Origin of the sequence: Roseixanthobacter liquoris (assembly GCF_043195135.2) — a bacterium.
Lineage (GTDB): Bacteria > Pseudomonadota > Alphaproteobacteria > Rhizobiales > Xanthobacteraceae > NCEH01.
In genome coordinates this window covers 183,044-197,001 of record NZ_CM195537.1, presented here as the reverse complement: position 1 = coordinate 197,001, position 13,958 = coordinate 183,044, and the positions used below count along the sequence as shown (strand labels likewise).

Genomic DNA, 13,958 nt, shown 5'->3' with positions numbered 1-13,958 from the left:
CTGCGCCCAACCGGCTCCAGCCAGGAAGTGAAAACCTTCCCCGCTTCGGCCGTTCGACCTTGCGCGAGAAAGGGGCGCTAGTTTTGTACTAGCTTATTTTATTCCGTTGCTGTGCCGCGGCCGTATCGGGCGGCGAGGCGCAGCTGGAATTCTTCGGGAGCCGGCGCGCGCAGGGCCGGCTTCGATGCGCAGCATGACAGCGCAAGGAAGGGCCGGCCGGCACGGGAGGAGCGAGGGAAGGCCGCCGCCGCCGCACGGTGCGCCCGCCCCGGGCGACGCCCGGCGGGGACCATGCACGGGGCCGGTGCGATGATCGCGCCGGCGAGGTGTGCCGCGCGTGCGGCGGGGGTCACATGCGGATGCATCGTCTCACTCTCTCGGCGATAATCGCCACCTGTTCCAAGGCCGCCGCCAGGGTGGCGGCCATTTGCCGTATGCCCGGCGCCTTTCCCGGCGAACCGGGGCGGGCGAAGGCCCAAGGCGGCGGGCCCTGCGGACCCGCGTCGCCCGGTTGAAATCCTATTCCGCGGCCTGGCGGAACGGCTCGCCCACCGCGCCGGACTGCTTCACCGCCGCGATCTGGTCGGCATCGAAGCCCAGCACATTGGCCAGCACGTCGTCGGTATGCTCGCCGAGCAGCGGCGAGCGCTCCACGGGCACGTCATTGTCCGACAGCTTGATCGGGTTGCCGACGGTGAGATACGTGCCGCGAACCGGGTGCTCCACTTCCACCAGGGTGCCGGTGGCATAGAGCGACCTGTCCTCGGCGATCTCCTTCATGGACAGGATCGGACCGCAGGGAATGTCGTATTTGTTGAGCACTTCCATGGCCTCGAACTTGGTGTGGGCCATGGTCCACGCCTCGATGCGCGTGAAGATCTCGTTGAGGTGCGGCAGGCGCCCGGCGGCGGTCGCATAGTCCGGATTGGTCTTCCAGGTGGGTTCGCCGATGACGTCGCAGATCTTCTCCCAGACCGGGGCCTGGGTGATGAAATAGAGATAGGCGTTGTCGTCGTGCTCCCAGCCCTTGCAGCGCAGGATGCGCCCGGGCTGGCCGCCGCCGGAATCGTTGCCGGCGCGGGGCACGGTATCGCCGAACGGAATGTCCTCGCCAAACTGGCTGTATTCGCGCAGCGGGCCGCGCGCGAGGCGCTGCTGGTCGCGCATCTTCACGCGGCACAGGTTGAGCACGCTGTCCTGCATGGCGCACAGCACCTTCTGGCCGCGCCCGGTGTGCTCGCGCTGGAACAGCGCGGTGACGATGCCGAGCGCGAGATGCAGGCCGGTGCCGCTGTCGCCGATCTGCGCGCCGGTCACCAGGGGCAGGCCGTCGCGGAAGCCGGTGGTGGAGGCGGAGCCGCCGGTGCACTGGGCGACGTTCTCATAGACCTTGCAATCCTCGAACGGGCCCGGGCCGAAGCCCTTCACGGACGCCACGATGAGGCGCGGATTGAGTTCCTGGAGGCGCTCCCAGGTGAAGCCCATGCGGTCGAGCGCGCCGGGGGCGAAATTCTCCACCAGCACGTCGCACACCTTCACCAATTCCTCGAGGACGCGCTTGCCCTCCTTGTTCTTGGTGTCGAGCGTGATGGAGCGCTTGTTGGAATTCAGCATCGTGAAATAGAGGCTGTCGGCATTGGGCACGTCGCGCAGCTGGGTGCGCGTCACGTCGCCCTCGCCGGGACGCTCAACCTTGATCACATCCGCGCCGAACCAGGCGAGCAGCTGGGTGCAGGTCGGTCCGGACTGGACATGGGTGAAATCGAGAATGCGGACACCGTCCAGAGCCTTGGCCATCTATTTCCTCTTTTCCTCTCCGCGCGCGCCTTAAGCAACGCTTGGTCTTGTTCGTTGGTTATCGACGCGGGTGAAGGGGATGGGCGGGACCTTCGGCCCCGCCCTGCTCTCGTGCGGTCGGCCTACTTCTTCTTGACCACGCTTTGCGGGTTCAGATTGCCGATACGTCCGCTTTCAGTGCCGGCGGCGGGGTCGATCACCGCATTGATGAGGGTCGGCTTGCCGCTGTCCATGGCCTCGTCCACGGCGCGCTTCAGCTCGTCCGGGGTCGTCACATTGACGCCGACGCCGCCGAAGGCCTCCATCATCTTGTCGTAGCGGCTGTCCTTCACGAACACCGTGGTGCCGGGATCGCGGCCGGTCGGGTCGGTGTCGAGGCCGCGATAGATGCCGTTATTGTTGAAGATCACGATGCAGACCGGCAGGTTGTAGCGGCAGATGGTCTCCACCTCCATGCCGGAGAAGCCGAACGCGCTGTCGCCTTCCACCGCGAGCACCGGCTTGCCGGTCTCGATGGCGGCGGCAACGGCGAAGCCCATGCCGATGCCCATCACGCCCCAGGTGCCGACGTCCAGGCGCTTGCGCGGCTGGTACATGTCGATGATGCCGCGGGCGAGGTCGAGGGTGTTGGCGCCCTCATTGACGAGGATCGCGTCGGGCCGCTCCTTGATGACGGTGCGCAGCGCGCCCAGCGCCCCGTGGAAGTCCATGGGGGAGGAATTCTTCATCAGGCGCGGCGCCATCTTGGCGATATTGTCGTCGCGCTTGGTGACGATGGTGTTGATCCAGTCGGCCGGGGGCGCCGGCCACTTGTCGTCGATGCCGGCCAGCAAAGCGGAGACCACGGAGCCGATGTCGCCCACCAGCGGCGCGACGATCTCGACGTTGGAATCCATCTCCTTCGGCTCGATGTCGATCTGGATGAACTGCTTGGGCGCGTCGCCCCAGGTCTTGCCCTTGCCGTGCGACAGCAGCCAGTTGAGGCGCGCGCCGATCAGCACCACCACGTCGCTGTCCTTCAGCACGGTCGAGCGCGCGGCGCCGGCCGACTGGGGATGGGTGTCGGGCAGCAGGCCCTTGGCCATGCTCATGGGCAGGAAGGGGATGCCGCTCTTCTCGATGAGGGCGCGGATCTCCTCGTCGGCCTGGGCATAGGCGGCGCCCTTGCCGAGGATGATCAGGGGGCGCTTGGCGCCCTTCAGCACGTCGAGGGCGCGCTTCACGGCGTCCGGGCCGGGGATCTGGGCCGGGGCGGGATCGATCACCTTCACCAGCGACTTGGCGCCGGCTTCCGCGTCCATCACCTGGGAGAACAGCTTGGCGGGCAGGTCGAGATAGACGCCGCCCGGACGGCCGGACACCGCGGCGCGGATCGCGCGGGCGACGCCGATGCCGATGTCGGCGGCGTGCAGAACGCGGAACGCGGCCTTGCAGAGCGGCTTGGCGATGGCCAGCTGGTCCATCTCCTCATAATCGCCCTGCTGGAGATCGACGATCTCGCGCTCGGACGAACCCGAGATCAGGATCATCGGGAAGCAATTGGTGGTGGCGTTCGCCAGCGCGGTCAGGCCGTTGAGGAAGCCGGGCGCGGACACCGTGAGGCAGACGCCGGGTTTCTTGGTGAGGAAGCCGGCGATGGCGGCGGCGTTGCCGGCGTTCTGCTCGTGACGGAACGAGACCACGCGGATGCCTTCGGCCTGCGCCATGCGGCCGAGGTCCGTGATCGGAATGCCGGGCACGCCGTAGATGGTTTCGATGCCGTTGAGCTTCAGCGCGTCGATGACGAGATGGAACCCATCCGTCAGTTCCCGCTCCGTGCCGGCTTCGGCGGTATTCGCGTCGATGACCTGTGCTATTGCGGACATTCCGCTTCCTCCCGGAAAATCTTTGGCTGTACCGATTCGGTTGTGGAGTCCTAGAGCGCGCTGTCCGCGCCCCGCTCAGGACGAGCGCTCAGGATGCGACGGCCCTCGTCCCGTGTGACGAAACGGCCGGCGCGGAGCGGACCCCGGGGCGGCTCGCGCCCGATGGCCTCGCTCTTCATGATGCCCGTCGTTGACATATCGCGTCTCCTTGCGATGTCCAATTTTCCCGCCCGGCCGCGCGGCCTATTCGGGAAAAACTCCGTGTTTCTCCACATGGGCCGCAAGGCCCAGCGTGTGCTCGCGCACCAGGCGCTCGGCGCGCTCCGGGTCGCGGCTTTCGAGCGCGTCGATGATCCCCGTGTGTTCGCGGATCGAGGTTTCCAACCGGTTTTCCTGGCGGATCGAAACCGCGCGGATCGCCCGCATGTGCAGCAGCAGGTTCTGCGTCATGTCCACGATCAGGTTGCAGCCGCCCATGCGGATGATGGCCTGGTGGAAGGCAATGTTGGCCTGGGAATATTCGTGCGTATGGGCGTGCGGCGTTTCCTGCTCGAAATCGTTGAACAGGCGGCGCAGGCTCTTGAGGTCGGCGGCGCTCGCGCGGGTCGCGGCGAGATGCGCGGCCATGCCTTCCAGCGCGGCCCATACGGTGATCATTTCGAGAATTTCGCGCTTGGTCTTGCGCACCACGAAGATGCCGCGCCGGGGCACCGAGCGCACGAAGCCTTCCTGCTCCAGCACCGTCATGGCTTCGCGGATCGGCGTGCGGCTTACGCCGAGATCTTCCGAGAGCTGGCGCTCGTCGAGCCTGAATTCCGCGGTCGAACCATAGATGTCCATCTCGGTAATGGCCCGCTTCAGTGCGTCATAGGCCAGCATGCGCAAGCTCGAGGAGGCGCCGAGCGGCTCCACGTTGAGCTTTGGTGTGTCGGCGACCTGATGCACGACTGGTGTTCCCTTCCCTGTGGCCTGCGCCTTCTGGCGGGCGCGCGCCGTCGGTGAAATACTGTGTACTGTATGCTAGCGGAGGGTGCAATACCCCCGAGACGGCGAAACATGCTGCGGTGCAACGACTTCAGCGGCATGGGTGCGACCGATGGGCCTGCGGAAAGCGGTCGCAATGCCGGTGCGATGCAGGGTCGGCCGGGGCCGGAGCGCGATGCCGCTTAGCAGCATTGCGGCAAGCTGCGGCCGCAGTGAGGCGCGGCCCTCCTGGCGCGCGCGGCGCGGGCGCCGTCCGCGATCCGCTGGGCGGGGAAACCGGCGGCCGCGCCGCCGGCTTCCCTTCGTCGGGCCGGGCTATTCCGCCGCGGCGTGCCGGGCCCCCTTGGTCATCCGCGCCTTGATGGCGCTGATCGCCGGCCAGAACAGCATGATGAGGGCGAGGGTGACGATGGAGCCCACCAGCGGGTTCGACCAGAAGATGGAGAGATGGCCTTGCGACACCAGCATGGCTTGGCGGAACGAGCTTTCCGCCATGTCTCCGAGCACCAGGGCGAGCACCAGGGGCGCCAGGGGATAGTCGAGCTTCTTGAACACATAGCCGATCACGCCGAAGATCAGCATCACGGCGATGTCCAGGCCGGCATTGTGCACCGTGTAGGCCCCCACCGCGCAGATCACGAGGATGATCGGAGCGATGACGCTGAACGGAATGCGCAGGATGGCGGCGAACAGCGGCACGGTGGTGAGCACCACGATCAGGCCGGCGATATTGCCGAGATAGATCGAGGCGATCAGGCCCCACACGAAGTCCTTCTGCTCGACGAACAGGAGCGGACCGGGTTGCAGGCCCCAGATCAGCAGGCCGCCGAGCAGCACCGCCGCCGTGGGCGAGCCGGGAATGCCGAGCGTGAGCATGGGCAGCAGGGCCGAGGTGCCGGCCGCATGGGCCGCCACTTCCGGCATCACGACGCCTTCCAGCTCGCCCTTGCCGAAATTATTCCCGTTCTTGGAGAACTTCTTGGCAAGGCCATAGCTCATGAAGGAGGCGGGGGTCGCCCCGCCGGGCGTGATGCCCATCCAGCAGCCGACCACCGCCGAGCGGAGCATGCCCGCCCAATAGGCGGGAAGGCGCGCCCAGGTCTGGAACACCACCTTCGGGTTGATCTTGGCGCTCTTGCCCTTGAAGGCGAGGCCCTCTTCCATGGTCAAAAGGATTTCGCCCACCCCGAACAGGCCGATGACCGCCACCAGGAAGTCGAAGCCGCGCAGCAGCTCCACCGACCCGAAGGTCATGCGCAGCTGGCCGGTCACGGTATCGATGCCCACCGCCGCGAGCGCAAAGCCCAAAGTCATGGCCGCCAGCACCTTGAACGGCGATTCGCGCCCCATGCCCACGAACGAGCAGAAGGTGAGCAGATAGACCGCGAAGAATTCAGCGGGGCCGAATTGCAGCGCGAACTTGGCGATCACCGGGGCCAGGAAGGTGATGAGCAGCACGGCGAAGAAGGCGCCGATGAAGGAGCCGGTGAAGGCCCCGGTCAGCGCTTCGCCCGCCTTGCCCCGCTGGGCCATGGGATGCCCGTCGAAGGTTGTCGCGACGGACCAGGGTTCGCCTGGAATGTTGAACAGGATCGAGGTGATGGCGCCGCCGAACAGCGCCCCCCAATAGATCGACGAGAGCATGATGATCGCCGAGACCGGCGACATGGAAAAGGTCAGCGGCAGCAGGATGGCGACGCCATTGGCGCCCCCGAGGCCCGGCAGCACGCCGATCAGCACGCCCAGCGCGATGCCGACGAACATGTAGACGATGTTCATCGGATCGGCGAGGACGGAAAAACCCCCGATGAGTGATGTGAGCGCTTCCACGGAATTCCTCCCCTCGGCCCCGGCAACCCTTGCCCGGACATGCGGGTGTTGTGTTTTTGGCGGCGGATGCGGTCGGGTCGGCGTCGCGGCTGAGCCGGGACGGCGCGGGACCTGCGGATTGGCAGGCGCCCGGCGTGCGGGCGGCCGCGATCAATAGCCGAGGGCTGTCTCCAGCGGGCCCTTGGGCAGGGGCACCAGGAACCAGATCTCGAACATCACGAACAAGGCCAGCGGAACGCCGATGGCGACCGGGAGGATGATGGGCAGCTTATACTTGCCGAGCCACCACATGAAGAAGGCGATGAAGATGACCGAGGCAACGTAGATGCCGATGAGTGTAATCAGGATCGCATAGACGATGGTCGGCACCAGAACCTTCAGCACCTGCATGAAGGGCTCGCGATCGACGAAATTGGTCAGGTCGGGAGTCTTGGTGATGAGGTTCTGCACCATGGTGCCAACGCTGGCGATGAACATGATGAGGCCGATATAGAAGGGAAAATAGCCGGCCTGCGGGCCGTCTTCCGCCCAGCGCGCGCCTACGCGCCAGCTGTCGGCCATCACCACCACCGCCAGCACCATGAAGAGCAGCGCAACGACGACGTCCATCGTGCGGTTCGAGACTGTTTTCTGGGTCTTTTCGACATCCGATGACATGCTTGCAACCTCCTTTGGAGATCACCGCCGCAGATGGGGGCCGGGACGGCGGAGCCGCCCCGGCGGTCCATCACTTGGCGATGAAGCCCGCCTTCTCCATGAGCGTGCGATGTGTATCGGCGGCCTTGCCGAGCCAGGCCTTATACTCTTCGCCGGTCAGGGCCGAGGTGTTGAACGCGCCCTTCTCCATGAAGTCCGCCCAGTCCTTCGTCGCGCGCACGCGCTTGAACAGATCGACATAATAATCGACCTGTTCCTTGGTGACCTTGGGCGCCATGAAGATGCCGCGCAGCATCAAATATTCGATGTCGAGGCCGCCTTCCTTGCAGGTCGGGATATCGCCCCAGGACTTGTCGGCGGTGACCGGAGTCTTGTAGGCGAGGCGCACGTCATCGAACACGCACAGGGGCTTCAGCTCGCCGGCGCGCCATTGCGAGACGGCCTCGATCGGGTTGTTGACGGAGGAGGTGACGTGCCCGCCCACCAGCTGCGCCGCCACGTCTCCGCCGCCCTTGTACGGGACGTAGATGAACTTGGCGCCGGTCTTCTGCTCGATGGCGGCGGTGATGATCTGGTCTTCCTGCTTGGAGCCGGTGCCGCCCATCTTGAATTCGCTGCCGGGGGCCGCGGTCTTCAGGGCTTCGAGATAGCCCTTCACGTCGGAATAGGGCGCCTTGGCGTTCACCCACAGAACGAATTCGTCGAGCGCCAGCATGGAAACCGGCGTCAGGTCGTCCCATTTGAACGGCACGCCGGTGGCGAGCGGCGTGGTGAAGATGTTCGACAGGGAAATAATGATCTTGTGCGGATTGCCGGCGGATCCCTTCATGTCGAGGAAGCCTTCGGCGCCCGCACCGCCGGACTTGTTGATGACCACCATCGACTGGGTCATCAGGTTGTTTTTCTGGATGATGCCCTGAATCACGCGGGCCATCTGGTCGGCGCCGCCGCCGGTGCCGGCGGGAACGATGAATTCCACATTCTTCGTGGGCTCCCACGCGAGCGCGGGCAGCGGCGACAAGGCCGCCGCGGCGGCAAGGACGGCCGCGAACTGCTTCACGGAATTGGCTAGGGCCAAACGCATTCGTTTTTCCTCCCGATCGTCCGCTTTCTTAAGTAAGCGGATCACCTTCCCTAACGTGCTGACGTAGCTGCTTTTATTGCCGCTCTGGCTAGGAGCGGATGAGAGAAGAGTATATTGTATGTCAAAGGCGCGCAAATGAAATTGCCGTATGGGCATATCGTGCGCCGAATACTTCAAATCAAAATAAATAATACAATATGCCAGAAAATATGACGAGGACTGCCGGTTTCGCGCCCGGCGTGCCCTGCGTTGCACTGTGTGCGATGCAGCACATCGGGGCGCCCGAGTGCGCCCGTGGCACCCGAATGTTGCCTCGGTGGGGATGCGCGCGCGGGTCGACGCGCCCGGGCAAAGACGTCGCGCGGCGGCGACGTCAGCGATAGGTGACGAAATCCGGGGGTAGCACTTCGTCGGCGCCGGAATACAGGCGCGTCATCTGCTCGGCGGCGGCGACGATGCGCGGCCCGAGGCGCAGGATCCGGTCGTTGCTCATGCGCACCGCCGGGCCGGAGACCGAGACCGCGCCGATGGGCTCGCGCCATTCATTGAAGATCGGCGCCGCCACCGCCCGCATGCCGAGGGTGTGCTCCTCGTCGTCGATGGCGAAGCCGCGCGCCTCGATGGCGCCGACATCGTCCATCAGCGAGCGTTCGGTGCGGTGGGTGCGCACCGTGAAGGCTTCATAGCGCATCTGGGCCAGGCAGGCGCCGCGGAACGCCGGGGTGGCGACGGCCAGGATGCATTTTCCCGCGGCCGTGGCGTGCAGCGGCAGGCGCGCGCCGAGGCGGAAGAAGGCCCGCACCGCCGAATGCCCCTCGGCTTGCGCCACCACCACCAACTCGTTGCCGTCGAACATGGCGAGATTCACCGTCTCGTCGGTCTCGTGCAGCAGGCGGCGGATGACCGGGCGGCCGATATCCGGCAGTTTGCGGATGCGCAGGTACGCCGCGCCGATGCGGAACAGGCCGAGGCCCACGGTCCACAAGCCGTTCTCATGGTCGTGATTGACCAGCTGGCGCTTCTGCAACGTGGCCAGCAGACGATGCACGGTGGAGGCCGGCAAATCGGCCTTCTTGGCGATATCCGACAGGCTCATCCCATCGGCTTCCGCGAGCACGCGCAGCAGGGCCACCGCGCGGTCCAGCGACTGAACCTCGCCGCCCGCCTCGGGGGCGGTGGAGGCGGGGCGGCCGCGGCGGCGGGGCAGGATCTCGGTATCTGGCATGGGGGAAGTGGCCCAATTCATGGCTCCGTGACGGAAGCCAGCGGGCGCACCTTACAGCGAAACCGGGGTGCGGCGAGCCGCTGTGACAATTTTCCACATTCTGGAAAGATTTCTCACGAATATCATGAAATAGGATTTGACGACGGCACCGATCGTCTGGTTTTCTGGTATACATTATACGGCATTCGGGCGAGAAGCTCGGAGCATGGGAGGCAGCGCCATGAAGGTTTGCATTTACGGGGCGGGGGCCATCGGCGGGTATCTGGGCGTGCAGCTGTCGCTGGCCGGCGCCGAGGTGAGCCTCGTGGCGCGCGGCGGGCATCTGGAAGCGATGCAGCAGAACGGCGTGAAGCTGCTCATCAATGGGGAGGAGCGCGTCGCCAAGGTGCGCGCCACCGACGATCCGGCCGAACTCGGCCCGCAGGATTACGTCTTCATCGCCCTCAAGGCCCATTCCGTGCCGAGCGTGGTGGACCGCATGCGTCCCCTGCTGGGCAACGATACCAGCGTCGTCACCGCCGTGAACGGCGTGCCCTATTGGTATTTCTATAAGTCCGGCGGCGCGCTGGAAGGCCGCACGCTGGAAAGCATCGATCCGGGTGGAAAGCAGTGGGACGTGCTGCGCCCCGAGCGCGCCATCGGCTGCATCGTCTATCCCGCCACCGAGGTGGTCGCCCCGGGCGTCATCCAGCACGTCTATGGCGACAAGTTCCCCATCGGCGAGCCGTCCGGCGAAAAGAGTGCCCGCGTCGAGCGCCTGAGCGAGATGATGGGCAAGGCCGGCCTGCGCGCGCCGGTGCTGGACAATATCCGCGACGAGTTGTGGCTGAAATTGTGGGGCAATCTCTGCTTCAACCCCATCAGCGCCTTGACCCACGCGACGCTGGACGTGATCGCCTCCGACCCTGATACCCGCGCGGTCGCCCGCTCCATGATGATCGAGGCGCAGACCATCGCCAACCGGCTGGGTGTCAACTTCCGCGTGGACGTGGAGCGCCGCATCAATGGCGCCGGCGCCGTGGGCGCGCACAAGACCTCCATGCTCCAGGATCTGGAGCGGGACCGGCCGATGGAAATCGACCCGCTGGTCACGGTTGTGCAGGAAATGGGGCGCCTGGTGGATGTGCCGACCCCGACCCTCGACGTGGTTCTGGCCCTGGTGCGCCAGCGCGCCGCTGTCGCCGGGCTCGGCGGGCATCTGTCCTGCCCGCCTCTGACCGCTGCCGACCTCGCCTCCGCCAAGGCCGTGGCGCACTGAGCCTCGCCGCGCCCGGGCCGGCTCCGTGGCCGGCCCTGTGTGTTCAGGATTGCCCTGGGCGGCGCGCCCAAACCCGCACCCGGGGCAAGACGGGCCTCGTCGCGGCCAGGGCCGGGCGGGGCACCGGCGCCGAGGCCCGTCAATTCATTTCCCGCCCGCAGGGGCGCAACACGCCTCCCTCCAGAGCCTCTTGGGCCGGTCCGAAGTTCGGGCCGGCCTCTCTTTTATGCGGCAATGCGGGAAGCGGCCGGTCCGCGGCGATCCTGGATCGAAGCGCGGGAGGATGCGGGGAAGCAAAAGTGTTGGCGTTGCACCAGGGCGCGGAGGCGATCCGCGCCGGATCATCATCCGCCGGACATGGTTCCGGCGGAGGGGATCACTCGACGGCCATGGCCACCGGTGCGCCGGTGCGACCGAAGTCGCCGGCATTGAGCGCGACGCCGGTGAGGGCGTAGCCGAGGACGAGGGCGGCAAATACGGCAATGCGCTTCAGCATGACGGATCTCATAACTAATTCTGGTCACCAAGGGGGACCGCGGCTGGCGACACGGTGCCGCCACACTGGTTCCCTTTTGGTTAAACCCGGCTCTCCGGAAGGCTGCGCCCCCCGTCTGGATTTCAAAGTGGTTAATGTCGCAACCGTGCGACTGGTTCCTACCTTTCTGCAATGCAGCACGCAACCATCCCAAGCGCTGCCGTCCACACGCGTCTGGACAGGAGCGCCCGCCGCGTCTAGACCCGCCCCAACCTCCCGCACCGCAAAGATTTCCGATGCTCCGTAAACTCTATGATTGGGTGATCGCCTATTCCGCGCGCCCGTCCGCGCCCTGGGCGCTGGGCGTGGTCTCGTTTGCGGAAAGCTCCATCTTTCCCATTCCGCCGGATGTGCTTCAGGTGCCCATGACCCTGGCCCGGCCGGACAAGGCCTGGACCTATGCGCTCATCGCCACCTTGTCGTCGGTGGCCGGCGGGCTGGTGGGCTATGCCATCGGCGCGCTGCTGTATGACAGCGTCGGGCAATTCCTCATCAATCTCTATGGCTACGGCCAGAAGGTGGAAGGCTTTCGCCAGGCCTATGCCCATTACGGCCATTGGGTGATCCTGCTGAAGGGGATCACGCCCATCCCCTACAAGCTGGTGACCATCACGTCGGGCTTCGCCAATTACAACCTGTTCTGGTTCCTGGTGTTGTCGCTGATCACCCGGGGCGCGCGCTTCTTCCTGCTGGCGGCGCTGCTGCGCTATTTCGGACCGTCGGCGCGGGAATTCATCGAGAAGCGGCTCGGCCTTGTGACGCTCGGGCTGCTGGCGGTGGTGGTGATCGGCCTGCTCGCGGCGGCGTATCTGATGTGACGGGAGCGAAAAGCAGAAGCGCCCGTCCGGTGCGACGGGGGGCGGGGGGCAAAGCCCTCGTTTCCGTCAAGTCCGCATAAAATGTTTCACGTGAAACAGTGGGTTAGCAAAGACGAACCGCGCGGAGAAACGCGTCTCCGCGGCGCTTCGGAGGATGAAACCCCGTGTTTCGCCGACGTTCGCCGACGTTCGGGCGATGAGGCGTTTCGCGATCTCGAACGCAAACCAACCGGCCCACGCGGCGGTCGCCCGGCGTGATGGCCGGGACACGCCCGGCCATGACGGCAGCGCAGCGATCGGCCGCTCAGCGGGGCAGGGTGGTTTCGCCCATCAGGTCCTTGTCGATGGCGTGCGCGGCCTGGCGGCCCTCGCGGATCGCCCACACCACCAGCGACTGGCCGCGGCGCATGTCGCCCGCCGCATAGAGCTTGGGCACGGAGGTGAGATAGGAGGTCTCGTCCGCCGCCACATTGCCGCGCTTGTCATAGGCGACGCCGGACTGGTCCAGCATGCCTTCGTGCAGGGGCGCGGCGAAGCCGATGGCGAGAAACACGAGGTCGGCGCGCAGCACGAATTCCGTGCCGGGAATGGGCTCGCGCCGCTCGTCCACGCGCACGCACTTCACGCCCGTGACGCGGCCGTTGCGGCCCTCGATGGCGAGGGTGGCGCAGGCGAACTCGCGCTCGGCGCCTTCCGCCTGGGAGGAGGAGGTGCGGAACTTGGTGGGCCAATAGGGCCACACCGCCAGCTTGTCCTCCTTCATGGGGGGCACCTGGCGGATGTCGAGCTGGGACACCGAAAGCGCGCCCTGGCGGAAGGCCGTGCCCACGCAGTCGGAGGCGGTATCGCCGCCGCCCACCACCACCACATGGCGGCCGGCCGCCAGCAGGGGATGTTCGCGGCCCACGTCCTCGCCGCCGACGCGGCGGTTCTGCTGCACCAGATAGGGCATGGCGAAATGCACGCCCTCGAATTCCTGGCCCGGCAGGCGCGGATCGCGCGGCGCTTCCGAACCGCCGGCCAGCAGCACGGCGTCGTAATTGTCGAGCAATTCCTGAACCGGCTTCGTGACGCCGACGTTCACGCCATAATGGAAGGTGACGCCTTCGCCCTCCATCTGGGCGACGCGGCGGTCGATGTGCACCTTTTCCATCTTGAAGTCGGGAATGCCGTAGCGCAGCAGGCCGCCGGCCTTGGGCTCGCGCTCGAACACATGCACGTCGTGGCCCGCGCGGGCGAGCTGCTGGGCGGCGGCGAGGCCGGCGGGCCCGGAGCCGACCACGGCCACCGAGCGCCCGGTCTTCACCTGCGCCGGCTCGGGCTGGATCCAGCCGTTCTTCCAGGCCTTGTCGGCGATCGCCTGTTCCACCGTCTTGATGGTGACCGGCACGTCCTCCAGGTTCAGCGTGCAGGCTTCCTCGCACGGGGCGGGGCAGATGCGGCCAGTGAACTCGGGGAAATTATTGGTGGAATGGAGGTTGCGCGCCGCCTCTTCCCACTCGCCCTGATAGACGAGGTCGTTCCAGTCCGGAATCTGGTTGTGCACCGGGCAGCCGGTGGGACCGTGGCAGAAGGGAATGCCGCAATCCATGCAGCGGGCGGCCTGGTTCGCCACCTCGGGGTCCGGCAGGGGCAAGGTGAATTCGCGAAAATGGCGAATGCGGTCGGATGCGGGCTGATACTTCTGCTCGCGCCGATCAATTTCCAGGAACCCCGTAACCTTACCCATTCGATCCCCTCCAGGAGCCGCGTCGCGCGCCCGGCGCCGATAGCTCCATTACAAGAATTGTTCCAGCTTGAGGACTCCGCTTTTGCGGAGCCGTTCATGGATTGCGCCCCTCCGAAGCCCTCCGATCGTCCCCTCCCCCCTTGCGGGGGAGGGCTAGGGAGGGGGGTGATGCGCTC

The 13,958-nt window shown here is 66.1% G+C and carries 10 protein-coding genes; 2 read left to right on the top strand and 8 right to left on the bottom strand.

The genetic code is table 11. The features are described from left to right. Positions 1 to 519 precede the first annotated feature (519 nt). The 7 genes from frc to V5F84_RS00875 form a co-directional block, all read right to left on the bottom strand. Positions 520 to 1,797: a formyl-CoA transferase gene (frc, locus tag V5F84_RS00905; RefSeq protein WP_394043139.1), complete on the bottom strand. Its 1,278-nt coding sequence runs from the start codon at positions 1,795 to 1,797 to the stop codon at positions 520 to 522. Between the two features lie 122 nt (positions 1,798 to 1,919). Continuing rightward, entirely contained in the window at positions 1,920 to 3,662 is a 1,743-nt protein-coding gene (oxc, locus tag V5F84_RS00900; protein WP_394043138.1) for an oxalyl-CoA decarboxylase, read from the bottom strand. A gap of 243 nt (positions 3,663 to 3,905) precedes the next feature. After that, positions 3,906 to 4,541: a GntR family transcriptional regulator gene (locus tag V5F84_RS00895; RefSeq protein ID WP_394043146.1), complete on the bottom strand. Its 636-nt coding sequence runs from the start codon at positions 4,539 to 4,541 to the stop codon at positions 3,906 to 3,908. Between the two features lie 420 nt (positions 4,542 to 4,961). Further along, on the bottom strand, positions 4,962 to 6,476 hold the full coding sequence (locus V5F84_RS00890; protein WP_394043137.1) for a tripartite tricarboxylate transporter permease: 1,515 nt from the start codon (positions 6,474 to 6,476) through the stop codon (positions 4,962 to 4,964). Between the two features lie 150 nt (positions 6,477 to 6,626). Further along, positions 6,627 to 7,133 (bottom strand): tripartite tricarboxylate transporter TctB family protein, encoded by a 507-nt coding sequence (locus tag V5F84_RS00885; RefSeq protein ID WP_394043136.1) that lies wholly within the window; start codon positions 7,131 to 7,133, stop codon positions 6,627 to 6,629. 70 nt (positions 7,134 to 7,203) lie between these two features. Further along, a complete protein-coding gene (locus V5F84_RS00880) occupies positions 7,204 to 8,217 on the bottom strand; it encodes a Bug family tripartite tricarboxylate transporter substrate binding protein (protein WP_394043135.1) in 1,014 nt (337 codons plus the stop codon). Positions 8,218 to 8,590: 373 nt separating this feature from the next. Beyond that, a complete protein-coding gene (locus V5F84_RS00875; RefSeq protein ID WP_394043134.1) occupies positions 8,591 to 9,442 on the bottom strand; it encodes an IclR family transcriptional regulator in 852 nt (283 codons plus the stop codon). A 220-nt stretch (positions 9,443 to 9,662) separates the two neighbouring features. Here V5F84_RS00875 and V5F84_RS00870 point away from each other — a divergent pair, with 220 nt between their 5' ends. After that, positions 9,663 to 10,700, top strand: a complete 1,038-nt coding sequence (locus V5F84_RS00870) for a 2-dehydropantoate 2-reductase (RefSeq protein ID WP_394043133.1) — start codon at positions 9,663 to 9,665, stop codon at positions 10,698 to 10,700. 771 nt (positions 10,701 to 11,471) lie between these two features. Next, positions 11,472 to 12,053, top strand: coding sequence for a YqaA family protein (locus V5F84_RS00865; RefSeq protein ID WP_394043132.1), 582 nt, complete (start codon positions 11,472 to 11,474; stop codon positions 12,051 to 12,053). Between the two features lie 304 nt (positions 12,054 to 12,357). Here the strand turns inward: V5F84_RS00865 and V5F84_RS00860 are convergent, their stop codons facing one another. Continuing rightward, positions 12,358 to 13,782 carry a glutamate synthase subunit beta gene (locus V5F84_RS00860; RefSeq protein WP_394043131.1) on the bottom strand — a complete coding sequence of 475 codons (1,425 nt, stop codon included), beginning with the start codon at positions 13,780 to 13,782 and terminating at the stop codon, positions 12,358 to 12,360. Positions 13,783 to 13,958 lie beyond the last annotated feature (176 nt).

Coding starts and splice junctions, on each gene's coding strand:
- V5F84_RS00865 (WP_394043132.1), top strand. CDS start 11,472: ATGCTCCGTAAACTCTATGATTGGGTGATCGCCTATTCCGCGCGCCCG.
- V5F84_RS00880 (WP_394043135.1), bottom strand. CDS start 8,217: ATGCGTTTGGCCCTAGCCAATTCCGTGAAGCAGTTCGCGGCCGTCCTT.
- V5F84_RS00875 (WP_394043134.1), bottom strand. CDS start 9,442: ATGCCAGATACCGAGATCCTGCCCCGCCGCCGCGGCCGCCCCGCCTCC.
- V5F84_RS00870 (WP_394043133.1), top strand. CDS start 9,663: ATGAAGGTTTGCATTTACGGGGCGGGGGCCATCGGCGGGTATCTGGGC.
- oxc (WP_394043138.1), bottom strand. CDS start 3,662: ATGTCCGCAATAGCACAGGTCATCGACGCGAATACCGCCGAAGCCGGC.
- V5F84_RS00860 (WP_394043131.1), bottom strand. CDS start 13,782: ATGGGTAAGGTTACGGGGTTCCTGGAAATTGATCGGCGCGAGCAGAAG.
- V5F84_RS00885 (WP_394043136.1), bottom strand. CDS start 7,133: ATGTCATCGGATGTCGAAAAGACCCAGAAAACAGTCTCGAACCGCACG.
- V5F84_RS00895 (WP_394043146.1), bottom strand. CDS start 4,541: ATGCTGGCCTATGACGCACTGAAGCGGGCCATTACCGAGATGGACATC.
- frc (WP_394043139.1), bottom strand. CDS start 1,797: ATGGCCAAGGCTCTGGACGGTGTCCGCATTCTCGATTTCACCCATGTC.